This window comes from Paraburkholderia sp. FW306-02-B (assembly GCF_058782725.1).
Map to the genome: position 1 here is coordinate 2,177,646 of NZ_JBYSXZ010000001.1, position 12,935 is coordinate 2,190,580.

The 12,935-nt window shown below is 62.3% G+C and carries 7 protein-coding genes and 1 pseudogene; 5 read left to right on the forward strand and 3 right to left on the reverse strand.

The window, feature by feature from the left end; all coding sequences use genetic code 11:
* Nucleotides 1–981 precede the first annotated feature (981 nt).
* Nucleotides 982–3,468: a penicillin-binding protein 1A gene (locus AC3WOG_RS09595; RefSeq protein ID WP_492577762.1), complete on the forward strand. Its 2,487-nt coding sequence runs from the start codon at nt 982–984 to the stop codon at nt 3,466–3,468.
* A gap of 103 nt (nt 3,469–3,571) precedes the next feature.
* Here the strand turns inward: AC3WOG_RS09595 and treA are convergent, their stop codons facing one another.
* Together treA and AC3WOG_RS09605 are read right to left on the reverse strand one after the other, a co-directional pair.
* Nucleotides 3,572–5,245: an alpha,alpha-trehalase TreA gene (gene treA / locus AC3WOG_RS09600; protein WP_492577764.1), complete on the reverse strand. Its 1,674-nt coding sequence runs from the start codon at nt 5,243–5,245 to the stop codon at nt 3,572–3,574.
* A 249-nt stretch (nt 5,246–5,494) separates the two neighbouring features.
* A pseudogene (locus AC3WOG_RS09605) lies at nt 5,495–6,652 on the reverse strand (MFS transporter); the annotation flags it as partial.
* Nucleotides 6,653–6,878: 226 nt separating this feature from the next.
* Between AC3WOG_RS09605 and AC3WOG_RS09610 the strand changes: the two are divergent.
* Together AC3WOG_RS09610 and AC3WOG_RS09615 are read left to right on the forward strand one after the other, a co-directional pair.
* Nucleotides 6,879–8,780, forward strand: a complete 1,902-nt coding sequence (locus AC3WOG_RS09610; RefSeq protein WP_492577765.1) for a putative Ig domain-containing protein — start codon at nt 6,879–6,881, stop codon at nt 8,778–8,780.
* A gap of 184 nt (nt 8,781–8,964) precedes the next feature.
* On the forward strand, nt 8,965–9,123 hold the full coding sequence (locus tag AC3WOG_RS09615) for a hypothetical protein (RefSeq protein ID WP_492577766.1): 159 nt from the start codon (nt 8,965–8,967) through the stop codon (nt 9,121–9,123).
* Nucleotides 9,124–9,156: 33 nt separating this feature from the next.
* Here AC3WOG_RS09615 and AC3WOG_RS09620 read toward each other — a convergent pair whose 3' ends face one another.
* Nucleotides 9,157–10,131 (reverse strand): LysR family transcriptional regulator, encoded by a 975-nt coding sequence (locus AC3WOG_RS09620; RefSeq protein WP_492577767.1) that lies wholly within the window; start codon nt 10,129–10,131, stop codon nt 9,157–9,159.
* Nucleotides 10,132–10,290: 159 nt separating this feature from the next.
* On the opposite strand from AC3WOG_RS09620, the gene AC3WOG_RS09625 reads away from it, so the two are divergent.
* Together AC3WOG_RS09625 and AC3WOG_RS09630 are read left to right on the forward strand one after the other, a co-directional pair.
* Nucleotides 10,291–11,511, forward strand: a complete 1,221-nt coding sequence (locus AC3WOG_RS09625; protein ID WP_492577768.1) for a fumarylacetoacetate hydrolase family protein — start codon at nt 10,291–10,293, stop codon at nt 11,509–11,511.
* 70 nt (nt 11,512–11,581) lie between these two features.
* Nucleotides 11,582–12,919, forward strand: coding sequence for an MFS transporter (locus AC3WOG_RS09630; protein WP_492577769.1), 1,338 nt, complete (start codon nt 11,582–11,584; stop codon nt 12,917–12,919).
* Nucleotides 12,920–12,935 lie beyond the last annotated feature (16 nt).

The window sequence follows — 12,935 nt, forward strand, 5'->3', positions numbered from 1 at the left end:
CCTTTCCTTGCTTTGTTATTGGTTTATTAGCGTTCCCCCTGTGCGGGGGGCACCTACTTTTCTTTGCCTGCCGCAAAGAAAAGTAGGCAAAAGAAAGCGGCTTTACACCGCCAGCTCTTAAGCGGGTCCCCTGGCTTGGAGGAGGCAGTGGAGCATCTGGAATCGGTGCTCTCGCACACTCCGCGCTGGTGACAAGGCCGTCATGCTTCCGGCGGCGCTGCGCGCGCCGTGGCGGTACTTCGCAAAACCGTCGGGCGTTTTTCGTGCCTGTGGTTATCCAGGCATAACGGCTTGTCTTCGCTGCGCTAGCGGCGCTTCCATGCCTGCGGTTGTTCAAGCGTTATGGATTGCCTTTGCTGCGCTCGCGTAACTCGCGGCTGCGTTTCGTTCGGCGAGGTCGGTTGTAATTCGCGACTGCGTTTCGTTCGGCGAAGTGGCTCGCACTTCCACAATTCAGCGCCTCGCCGAGGCGAAGCCGATGGCTCCAACCACGCATAAACGAAGCCACTGGTTTTCGTGGCGGACCGTTCCGGCGAGCACGCAGTGCGAGGCGGGAAAAATGATGCGGGAAGCGCGTACGCCCCATCGGTTTTGAGAAGCACCGCCACGGCGCGCGCAGCGCCGCCGGAAGAATGACTGCCTTGTCACCAGCGCGGAGTGCGCGGGAACACCGATTCCAGATGCTCCACTACCTCCTCCAAGCCAGGAGACCCGCTTAAGCGCTAGCGGTGTAAAGCCGCTTTCTTTTGCCTACTTTTCTTTGCGGCAGGCAAAGAAAAGTAGGTGCCCCCCCGCACAGGGGGAACGCTAATAAACCAATAACAAAGCAAGGAAAGGCACCGCCGTAGGCACAACAACCATAGCGCCGCGCAGGCAAACAAGATCAAGAAAACACCACCACCGCTGGGCGCACAACCAAAACCGCCGGACAGGCAACCAGAATTGGTACGATGCAGGCTTTCCGCCTGACGGTAAGCAAGAGTGAATCGCCTCATCACGCAGTTTTTCGAGTTCTGTGCAAGAAGGCTGGCCGAGATCCGGCCAATCGCCGCCGACGCGCTCCGGCGCGTCCGCCACCCCACGTGGCGCGGCGTGGCGCTGACCTGTGCCGCCGTGCCGGCGCTGCTGTTCCTCTATGTACTGATCCTGATTCCGTTCACCCCGAGCATCGGCGACATCCGCAAAGCCAAGGTAGAACAGCCCGCCCAGGTGCTTTCGGCCGACGGCAAACTGCTGGCCGAATTCAAGCCGTCCAACCGCGAGTGGGTGAAGCTCGCGGATATCTCCCCGCACGTGGTGGACGCCTTGATTGCCACGGAAGACCACCGCTTCTACCAGCATTTCGGCCTCGACTGGCGGCGCACCGCATCGGCCGCGCTGCACACGTTTTCCGGCGGCCGCCAGGGCGGCTCGACCATCACGCAGCAGCTCGCCCGTAACCTCTATCCCGACGAAATCGGCCGCGCTCCCACGCTGACCCGCAAGCTGAAGGAGGCGATCACGGCCTTCAAGATCGAGGCGCTCTACACCAAGAACGAGATCCTCGAGACGTATCTGAACACGGTGCCGTTCCTCTACAACGCCTATGGCATCGAGATGGCGGCGCGTACCTATTTCGACAAATCGGCCGCCGACCTGAACGTGCTGGAAAGCGCGACGCTCGCCGGCATGCTCAAGGGCAACAGCTACTACAACCCGGTGCTGAACCCCGAGCGCGCCCTGCAGCGCCGCAACACCGTGCTTGGGCAGATGCTCAAGTACGGCAAGCTCACGCAATCGGCCTACGACACGCTGAAGCGTCGTCCGCTGCGAATCGATTTCGAGCGGCAAACCGAGCCGCCTGGACCCGCGCCGCATTTCGCGCAGCAACTGCGCAAATGGCTCGCCGCATGGGCTGATCGCAACGACTACAACATGTACTCCGACGGACTGGTGGTGCGCACCACCATCGATTCGCGCTTGCAGACCATGGCCACCCAGGCCGTGGTGTGGCAGGGCAACCAGTTGCAGGGCATCGCCAACTCCGCATGGGGAGCGCGCTCGGGTTGTGCGGGCGGCCGGGACCTGTTGCAGGTTTTCCTGCGCGAGACGCCTGACTATCGCGCGGCGAAAGACTCGGGGCTGACGGACGACGAAGCGTTGAAACGGCTCTCATCCGATCGCCGTCTGGTGCAGTCGGTTTGCGAGAGCAAGACCCGGGTGCAGGCGGATTTTCTCGCGCTGGATCCGCGCAACGGGCAGATCAAGGCATGGGTCGGCAGCCGCGACTTCAGCCAGGATCCGTTCGACCATGTGCAGCAGGCGCGGCGCCAGCCGGGTTCGACCTTCAAGCCGTTCGTCTATGCCGCGGCATTCGAAGACGGCGCCAAACCTGCCGATACGTTTGTGGACAAGCCCGTCGAAATCCCGCTGGCGGGCGGCGAGATCTGGCGGCCGAGCGACGAAGACGAACCGAGCGGGCGCGCCATCAGTCTGCGCGACGGTCTCGCTTATTCGCGCAACCGGATTACCGCTCAGCTGATGGAGACAGTCGGCCCGGCCAAGGTCGCGCGGCTTGCTCGCGCGATGGGCGTGCGCGACAGCGAGCTCGATCCGGTGCCGTCGCTGGCATTGGGCACGAGCCCCGTGACGCTGAAGGAAATGGTGTCGGCCTACGGCACGATTGCCAACCTCGGCGGCTATGTGGAACCGGTAATGGTCACACGCATTGAAGATCGCAACGGCGAAGTGCTGGCCGAGTTCGCGCCCGTGTCACCCAGACAGGAATTGCCGGCCGACGCCGCCCGAACGCTGGTGGACGTGATGCGCGACGTGATCAGCCGGGGGACGGGTTCGAGTATCCGCAGCCGCTTCGGCGTGCGCGGCGATGTCGCCGGCAAGACCGGCACGACGCAGGGCAATGCCGACGGCTGGTTCATCCTGATTCATCCGCAACTCGTGGCCGGCGCCTGGGTCGGCTTCAACGACAGCCGCGTGACGCTGCGCAGCGACTATTGGGGCCAAGGGGCGCACAGCGCATTGCCGATCGTCGGCGATTTCTTCCAGCGCGTGCAGAGGTCGAGGTTGGTCGACGTCCGCGCCAGGTTCGCGACCGAGCAGGAGCCGGGCAGGTTTGCCGAACTGTCGGGCAAGATCCGCGCGTGGTTCCAGCAGCTGTTTGCGCCGGCCAAGCCTGAGGCGCCGGCTGCAAGCCGCAATCCGACGCGCCGCGCGGCGGCTGTCGCCGCTGCTTCTGCTGCGTCCGCTGCGTCTGTTGAATCGCGGCCGATGCCGCAGCCGCCGCTCATTCCACAGGCGCCGGCGTCCGCGCCTCTGCCGGCCGGCGAGCACATCGATGGACAGGCGCCCGCGGGCGGCGAGCCTGCGTCCGCGCCGACGCCCACGCCGGATGACGTGACGCCGGCAGACGCGGGCAGCACGGCAAACGATCCTTCGAACGCGCCCGCAAGTACCGGCACATCGCCGTGAGGTTCGATCATCCTGGATACGCTGTAATGGCCAGACCAGCCACGGCGTTGGCGAGGCGCGCACGTCAGCCACGGCCGTGTGCGCCCCTTGCCGCGCCGGGACGCTACTCGCCCGGGCTATACAGATCGAGCAGCTTGAGCGTCACGCCGTTGGTCCAGCCGAAGCCGTCCTGCAACGGATACTCGCCGCCGCCTCCGCCACCGGTTCCCGCGCCTTCGACCACGTACTTCTCGACCAGCTTCTTGTCGGACGCATAGACGCCCTTGACGTCGGCCAGAAACCGCGTGCCGATCTGTTGCGCGAGCGCGTCCTGTCCATAACGCTTCAGACCTTCGACCGCAATCCAGTGCAGCGGCGCCCAGCCGTTCGGCGCATCCCATTGCTGGGTCGTGTTGTAGGTGGTCGTCACGAGGCCGCCTGGCTGCAGCAGCGTCGATTGCACCTGCCTGGCCGTCTTTTGCGCACGTTCCGGCCATGCCACGCCCGCGAACAGCGGATACAGCATCGCCGCCGTCTTGTTGTCGCGCGGCTTCGCGAGCTGCCAGTCGTAGTCCCCGTAGTAGCCATTGGCATTCCACAGGTACCGGTTGATGCCCACCGCCCGTTTTGCCGCGCGTTCGGCGAACTCGCCCACACAGCGGAAATCGCGGGTCTCGCCACAGCCTCTCGCGATGGTCGTTTCGAGGTGGAACATCAGGCTGTTCAGATCGACCGGAATGATCGACGTGGTGCGGACCGTCGCGAGCGTCATGTTGTCGCCGAACCAGCGTGAGCTGAAATCCCAACCGCTCTCCGCGGTCGCGCGCAGTTCACGGTAGACCTCGTTTGGCGAGCGGCCCGTGGCTTGCTGCGCGGTCTTCACGTCTTCCAGATACGACTCGTCACGCGGCGTGTCGAGTTCGTCCCAATAGCGGTTGAGCACCGTACGGTCCGGCATCACCACGACGTTGCGGGTCGCGTTGCCCGGCTGGGTCGAGTCGGCGCCTTGCATCCAGTACGCGTACTCCTTGCGCAAAGCGGGGAGATATTTCTGATAGACCTTGCCGCCTTCGACTTTCGCCGCGAGCGTCACCATGTACGAGAAGAACGGCGGCTGCGAACGGTCCAGGTAATACGTGCGATTGCCGTTCGGGATGTGGCCGAATGTGTTGATCTCATACGCAAAGTTGTCGAGCATGTTGTCGACGAGATCTTCGCGGCCGGCTTCCTGGAGTCCCAGCATCGTGAACCAGGTGTCCCAGTAATAGCCCTCGCGGAAGCGTCCGCCCGGCACGACATACGGTTTCGGCAAGGGAATCAGCGAACTGTTCGCCGGCGCGCTCGTGGTGGTGCGCGTGAGCGCGGGCCACAGCCAGTCGATGTGCTCGCGCAGCGTCTGATTCGGGGGCGGCGTGATGACCGGCTCGCTCGGCGCAGTGAAGTACTGGTTGACGAAGCTCGCCAGCGAAAAGCCTGGATTGTTCTTCTGCTGTTCGTACAACTGCACGATCGCGGCGGGGTCCGCATTCGGCGTCGCATCGACGAAGGTCTTCTGATCGGGATAGATCTGCGCGGTTTGCACGGCGACGAACAGGTCGCCGTACAGCACGCTCGGGGCAGGCGGAAGCGCTGCGCCGACCTGCGTGTCGGCGAAGCAAACGCTAGAGACGCTGGTGAGGAATAGCAAACCTGAAACGGCCGCCCGATGAACGCTTCGATGTCGAAGCGCGCCGGCTGCGAGGCGTGGCGAGGTCAGGGCGATAGCAATGTTGCGGCGAACTTGCGACGGCTCAATCATGTCTCCTCCTGAGGAATGGACAACAGGATTGGTCTCCGGCGCGGCCTCTTTTTCTTCTGACGATACTGAGTCGAAGGAAGCATCGCATAAAAGCGCGCGCGCTTCAAACTTTTGTGCGCGGCGCGATGGACATGCCTGCCGCGGCACACGTCTGCCGCACAGCACCATTGCGGAACACAGCCTGCGCCTGCAGTGTGGAACGCATTGTTCCCAGCACGGCCGTCTGACCGACAAACCTCTTTTCGCCGGTCAGGCGCTCTGCGCCTGCTCGTGCCTGGCCGCGCCGATTAGCGGCATCCGGCGCACGTCCGAGAAGTACAGCAGAACAAGCGATACCCACACGATGCCGTAAAGAAACATGAAGCACGTGGAGCGCACCTTGAAGAAATCCAGCAGCACGCCGAAGATGATCGGCAGCAGGAAGCCGCCGAGACCGCCAGCAAGACCGACGATCCCCGTCACGACACCCATGTTCGCCGAAAAATCGTCGGCGACATATTTGAAGGTCGACGCCATGCCGAATGCAAACACCGCGCCGAGCAGGAAAGTCAGAACAACAAAGGCGATTATCGGTGTATGCAGATGCAGGGTAAGCGTACCGTCGATGGTGTGAATGACGAAATCGGTCGGCGGATACGACAGCAGAAAGAGGCAGACCCATGCCACCCATAGACCCCACCAGGTCACACCATGCGCGCCGAAGCGATCCGCGAGGCTGCCGCCAACCGCCCGCAGGATTGCCCCCGGCAGCGAGAATCCCGCGGCAAAAGCAGACGCCACCACCAGCGTCATGCCGTATTCGGCCTTCAGAAATTGCGGAATCCACAGCGATAGTGCTGTGAAACCACCGAAGGTGATCGAATAGTACTGACACAGTTTCCACACGCGCGGATCGCTTAGGACCTTGAGTGAATCGCGAAACGTCCCTTGCTTGTTGCCGGCACGCGGGTCGCGCGCCGAGGCGAACCAGAAGATCACCGCTGTCACGAGCAATGCAAGCGCGTAGACGCGTGGCACGAAACGCCAGCCGTAGGCAGCCTGCAGCGCCGGCGTGACGAACAGGTTGACGGCAGCGCCCACGGTACCCGCACCGAAGAAGCCCATCGCGAAGCCGCGTCGCGCCGGCGGAAAGAAACGCGCGACATACGGCGTGCCAACCGTGAACGAGGCGCCGACACACCCGAGAAAGAGCCCGATCAACAGGAACTGCCAGAGCGCTGTCGCGTAGCTGACGATATACACCGATACCGCGCAGACGACCAGCAGCACGGTCATCACGATACGGTCGCCAAAGCGGTCGGTCCAGGCGCCCAGCGGCAAACGCATTAGCGCCCCGGTGAGCACGGGCGTCGCGCTCAGCAGGCCGAACTCGGTGCTGTTCAATTGCAGGTCTTCGCGCAGTTGCAGCTACTCCGATCTGCTGATGCGCTGTCCGGTGCCTTCCCTGGCGCAGGTCCGACCGAACTTCGAGTCGTACCCGGTTGAGCGCGTCGTCATCGCAGTCTTCATCTCTACCGTTAGGAGATCGTTACCGGGTACGGCACCTACGGCACTCCTAACTCAAAAAAACAGTCCTCCATGGACCTTGCGTCATCACTTATACTTGAGCGATCCGTAATCAATATATCAAGTTATGCGAATCAAGATTTGCTCGGCAAACATCCTCGCCCTGATCGTTTTCGTTCTGCTCCTGGCGGGGTGTGGATCGAGTGTGCAACCCGCAGTCGTTGCGCCTGCCGGACTGGAATATAGCGAGTCCTCGGTGATTTACGCGCAGGGAGTAACGATTACGCCGAACATGCCGGCCAGCAGCGGCGATAAAATTACTCATTACGGTGTCGCTCCGTCCCTGCCTGCGGGCCTGGTCATGGATCCGCACACCGGCGTGATCACCGGTACGCCAACTGAACTCTCTCCTGCAGCACTGTACACAGTCACCGGCTCGAATTCCGCAGGTAGCGCGACGACGCGGCTACAGATCGAAGTCCGCGCCGGAGAGGCCCCCCCCGAGCTGCTCGTATATCTCGACAACCCCGTCATCTACACGGTTAATCAGCCGATAATTCCAAACGATCCGGCGACTCAAGGCGGCGAGATCACTCAGTACGCTGTCGCTCCCGCACTGCCGGCAGGACTCACACTGGATCGCCAGACCGGCGTCATCAGCGGGACGCCCGTTCAGGCTACCCCGCAAGCTTCCTACATCGTGACAGGGAGCAACGGCGCGGGAAGTACCGAGGCACAAATCAGCATTGAGGTGCGCGCCCAACAGACAGGCCCATCAAATCTGCAATACACGAATCCCACACCTGTCTATCCAGTCGGACAGCCGATTGTGCCGAATCTGCCGCAAAGTTCTGGCGGCCCTGCAACCAGCTTTAGCGTTTCCCCGACTTTGCCAATGGGCCTGAGCCTGAATGCGATTACAGGTGTGATTTGCGGTACACCGATGACCGTGCAGGAGCAGACAGCCTACACCGTCACCGCAAAAAATAGCGCGGGCTCAGCCGAGGCAAGTGTACTCATTACGATTGTGCCAGCGGGTGCCTGGATCCCCAGCGATTCGATGTCGATCGGCCGCGCCTTCCACGCGGCTACGCGCCTGCTGGATGGGCGAGTGCTGATCGCAGGGGGCGTTGGATCGAACAACATTCCGGTCGCAATGGCTGAACTTTATGACCCGCGGACGGGCACCTGGTCGGCGACAGGTGACATGATTGATGCGCGTGGCTTACACTCCGCAACCCTGTTGGCGAATGGTAAAGTTCTGGTCGCTGGTGGGGCCGACCGATTTGGTCCCGTCAATACTACAGAAGTGTACGATCCGGCCAGCGGTACGTGGAGCGCTTCAGGCAGCATGTCTGTCCAGCGATACAACCATACTGCCGTCGCAATGCCTGATGGTACGGTATTGGTCGTAGGCGATGCGGGCAACGGCAGACGATCCGCCACCACGGAGATATACAACCCCGCCACTGGCACATGGGCGACCACAGCAAGCATGCAGACGTCTCGTTTCGCACCGACAGCAACACTTCTCAACAATGGCAAGGTCATTGTCGCTGGAGGAGAAAACGCTGCCGGTCTACTCGCCTCCTCAGAACTCTACGACCCGGTCAGCCGAATCTGGTCGCCCTCGGCAAACATGAATACTGCCAGGGAAAATCACACGGCCACTCTACTCGGTGACAACTCGGTGCTTGTCACCGGCGGGGCGGGTGGCGGGGCGACGGCGGAACTATACAATCCAGCTAACGACTCATGGGCAAGTCTGCCTTCCATGTCTCAAACCCGTACGAATCACCGGGCGACACTTCTTCCGAACGGCGAGGTCCTGGTGACCGGAGGCCTTGGCGCGGACGCATCAACTGCAGAGCTCTATGATCCTGCCCGCGCCGGATGGATGCCAGCGAGTACCATGGGAACCGCGCGCTATCTGCATACTGCAACGCTGCTAACTGATGGACGGGTATTCGTTGCCGGCGGTGCGCCCGCGTTAAATTCCGCAGAGCTATTCGACATTACCGGCCGCTAACGACGGCCCGTCGGTTACTTATGCCAAGTTGGCGCTTCTTACGACCCGAACGTGGCCCGCGCCGAGGACCTCTTGCAGACGCTCAAGGATATCGGCTACACAGTTTCCGATCGGCGCAAGCTGCGGCCATACGACGAGGAAGCGCGCGCGCTTCCTCACCGCCCTCGCGGCCAGCATTACCTCGATGGGCCTGGTCGGCTATCCGGTGGGCAGCGCGTGGTTCGCGCTGTGCGGCAGCGGCGGCCAGCTGCCGGTCTGCCACTGCCTGCGCTTCTTCGTGCAGACGCGCGGCCAGCCGGGCTACGAGATCCTGGATTGCGTCGGACAGCGACCTGGTGCGTGATGGTCATGGCGAGGCGTCGGCGGATTTTGCCTGTCAGTCTTCGCGTTCTGGAAGCGCCTGATCGCCCACACACCCGGCAACCGAACGCAGAATGGTGATGAATTCCTGCATGGGCTGCGACGGCAACTCGTACTTGCGCGTGACGATACCGTAGCTCGTCATGGTCCGGTTGATGAGAACCGGAAGGTGCCCGAGGAGACCCTTGCTCACATACTTTTCGACGACCGCGCGCGGCTGCAGCGAGATCATGTCGGTGGCCTGCAACAGTTCAAGTGTCGAAAAGATTGAAGGTGTTTCCACCATTCCGACCGGCGCGGGAATGCCCGCGCCGGCGAATGTTTCGTCGAACAGTTGCCTGATAGCCGTCGCTTGCGGATAGAGAATCCATGGCCATGCGCCAAGATCGGCCAGCTCCAGCCGCCGCTGCTGCAGCAACGGATGATGGTGCCCGGCGACCACCCAGACCGGTTCCCCGGACAGCACCTCGAAGTCGAACAGCACTTGATGACGCGGCTCCGTCAGGCGGCCGACCATCACGTCCAGCTTCTTTTCTTCGAGCCAGGTCGCCAGCTGGTCGCTGCTCTGTTCGACCAGTTTGATGACCAGTTGCGGCCGCTGCTGGCGGATTTCCCTGATGCCCGCAGTGACCACCTGAGCGGCCGAAGCCGAGATGGCGCCCACGGTGAGATGACCGTAGCCGCCATTTCTCAAGGTGCCGAACTCGCTCACGAACTTGCCCAGATCGGCCACCGCCGTGGTTGCATAGCGCACGGACAAGATGCCGAGATCGGTTGGGCGCATCTCCCGTGGTAGCCGTTCGAACAACTGGGCGCCGAACATCGTTTCGATGTCGCTCAGGATCTTGGTCGCCGCCGGCTGGGTGATGTGCATCTGTTCGGCTGCGATGCGCAAGTTGTGCGTGCGTCCGAGCGCATCGAGCAGTTGAAGATGCCTGAAGCGCAGCCTTGCCAGGACGCTCGACGTAGGCACCGCTAATTGTCTGGACATGGGGTAAACACGCAAAAACTCATAACCGGATGGAATCGATTCTACTGAATAAGCGATTGGATGTTTATCGGCTAGCTGCCTAAAGTTGCAGCTGAGCGATTTAACGCGCGAACTGGCACCCAGTCACGCGCGCCCAGACAAACATCAGTGGAGACAGATATGACATCCCCGCTTTCACTCAGCGCAACGGACACGCTTCCGTCGGACGGGTTGTCCGGCACACTTGTCGGCCGCGCCTGGGTTCCTGCCACGCATTCGATGCCCGCCGGTCCCGCCGTCGTCGTCTTGCGCGCCGACGGCGTATTCGATATTTCCGACGCGGCAGCGACCATCAGCAGCTTGCTGGAGCGGGACGATCCGGTCGCGACAGTGCGGGCCGCGAGTGGCCGCCGGATCGGCAGTCTGGACACGATTCTCGCCGATACGGCCGCCGCAACGGGCGGCATGGCGCGCAACCCGGAGCGCGCCCATCTGCTCGCGCCGTGCGACCTGCAGGTCATCAAGGCAGCAGGGGTGACCTTTGCGGCGAGCCTGATTGAGCGAGTGATCGAGGAGCAGGCAAAGGGCGACCCGCAAGGCGCGGTGCGCGTGCGGGACCAGATCAGGTCGCTCGTCGGCGATAGTCTCACCAGCATCCGGCCGGACTCCGCCGAGGCGCGCGAATTGAAGGCGCTGCTGATCGAGCAGGGACTATGGTCCCAATACCTGGAAGTCGGAATCGGCCCTGACGCGGAAATTTTCACCAAAGCGCCGGTACTGGCAGCGTTGGGTACGGGCACGGAGATCGGGCTGCATCCGAATTCGGCCTGGAACAACCCGGAGCCGGAAATCGTGCTATCGATCGACAGTCGCGGCCGCGCGCTCGGTGCGACCCTGGGCAACGACGTCAATCTGCGCGACTTCGAAGGACGCAGTGCGCTCCTGCTTGGCAAGGCAAAGGACAACAACGGTTCGTGTGCGATTGGCCCTTTCCTGCGGCTCTTCGACGAGACTTTCTCGATCGATGACGTGCGCCGCGCGACGGTCGATTTGCGCGTCGAGGGCAGCGACGGTTTTGTCTTGCGCGGTACGAGTTCGATGGACCAGATCACGCGCGACCCGCTCGATCTCGTTTCGCAGACGATCAGTCCGACCCACCAATACCCCGATGGCGCCATGCTGTTCCTCGGGACGCTGTTTGCACCGATTGAAGACCGCGACGCCGCTGGCGCTGGATTCACACACAAGCAGGGCGACATCGTGAAAATTTCGAGCAGGCAGCTCGGCACGCTGGTCAACCGGGTCAACCGCAGCGACCGCATCGAGCCGTGGACCTTCGGGGTGCGCGCGCTGATGGCAAACCTCGCGGCGCGGGGACTGCTCGGCACAGCACCTCTCTGATCACGTACGAATCCGCGCTAACCCGCGATAACAGACCGGTGTACCCGGCTTCCTCAAGGAGACAGACGAGATGCAGACTCAGCACGTTACGCAAGAGCCGTTGGAAAGCGCGGTGCGCAAGGCGCGCCTGCGCCTCGCACCCTTCCTCGCGCTGATGTTCGCGCTATCGATGCTTGACCGTTCGAACGTCGGGTTCGTCAAACAGGCCCTTCAAGTCGACTCGAACATCGGCAACGCAGCGTTTGCGCTCGGGGCCGGGATCTTCTTCATCGGCTATGCCGTGTTCGAAATTCCGAGCAACCTGATGCTGCATCGGGTGGGTGCAAAGGTCTGGCTGAGCCGGATCATGGTTACGTGGGGGCTTGCGTCGGCGGCCATGATGTTTGCGCACAACGAGACCTCGTTCTATGTGCTGCGCTTCATTCTGGGTGTGGCCGAAGCGGGTTTTTCGCCCGGCGTCATTCTCTATTCGACGTACTGGTTCCCCGCGCGCGAACGCGGCAAGGCGTTAGGCATTTACTACTTCGGATTGCCGGTGGCGCTCGTGCTGGGCAGCCCGTTGTCAGGTTATTTGATGGAAGTCATGGGCGGCCGCCTCGGGCTGCACAACTGGCAATGGATGTTCCTCATCGAAGGTCTCGCTGCTTCAATCGTCGGCATCGTCGCGTTCTTCTATCTGGTTAGCAAACCGCGCCACGCGAAGTGGCTGACGTCGGCAGAAAAAGACGCCCTGGAAGACGCCATCGAAGCGGAGGACCGGCACAAGATCGCGCACGGGCCGGCTACGGCGCTGACCGCGCTGCGCAACTGGAATGTGCTTCGCTTCGTGTCGATTTATTTTGCCATCCAGATCAGCGTGTACGGCGTGATCTTCTATCTGCCGACCCGGATTTCGGAACTGACCGGTACCGCCATCGGTTCGAAGGTCGGTTTTCTGACCGCCATTCCGTGGCTGTGCGCGCTTATTTCACTGCGCTTTGTCACCGGCTACGCGGACGCGAAGGGCAAGCATCGGCAGCTTGCCATCGCCATGCTGGCGATGGCCGCAGCAGGGATCGCACTGTCGACCCTCGGTCATCACATCGGACCGGTGCTCGTCGCGTTCTGCATCGCGACGATCGGTTTCGTTGTCGTTCAGCCGCTCTTCTGGACCCTGCCGACGGCCTACCTGAGCGGTACCGCGGCAGCGAGCGGGATTGCGATGATCGGCGCGCTCGGCAACCTTGGCGGCTTCATGGCGCCGACGCTGAAGACGGCTGTCGAGACGCTCTTTCATAGCCAACGCGCGGGCATGTTCACGCTGGCATTCGCAGGCGTCATCGGCGTGCTTCTGCTCCTGAGCATCGGCTTGCAGCCACGCCGCGCGCCCGAAGTGGCAATCGGCCCGGCCAAAGCGACGCTTCGGTAGGCACTTGCACGCATAT

Bases quoted from the DNA above. Each gene is read 5' to 3' on its own strand.
- AC3WOG_RS09625 (WP_492577768.1), top strand. From the start codon at position 10,291: ATGACATCCCCGCTTTCACTCAGCGCAACGGACACGCTTCCGTCGGAC.
- AC3WOG_RS09620 (WP_492577767.1), bottom strand. From the start codon at position 10,131: ATGTCCAGACAATTAGCGGTGCCTACGTCGAGCGTCCTGGCAAGGCTG.
- AC3WOG_RS09630 (WP_492577769.1), top strand. From the start codon at position 11,582: ATGCAGACTCAGCACGTTACGCAAGAGCCGTTGGAAAGCGCGGTGCGC.
- AC3WOG_RS09615 (WP_492577766.1), top strand. From the start codon at position 8,965: ATGGGCCTGGTCGGCTATCCGGTGGGCAGCGCGTGGTTCGCGCTGTGC.
- treA (WP_492577764.1), bottom strand. From the start codon at position 5,245: ATGATTGAGCCGTCGCAAGTTCGCCGCAACATTGCTATCGCCCTGACC.
- AC3WOG_RS09610 (WP_492577765.1), top strand. From the start codon at position 6,879: ATGCGAATCAAGATTTGCTCGGCAAACATCCTCGCCCTGATCGTTTTC.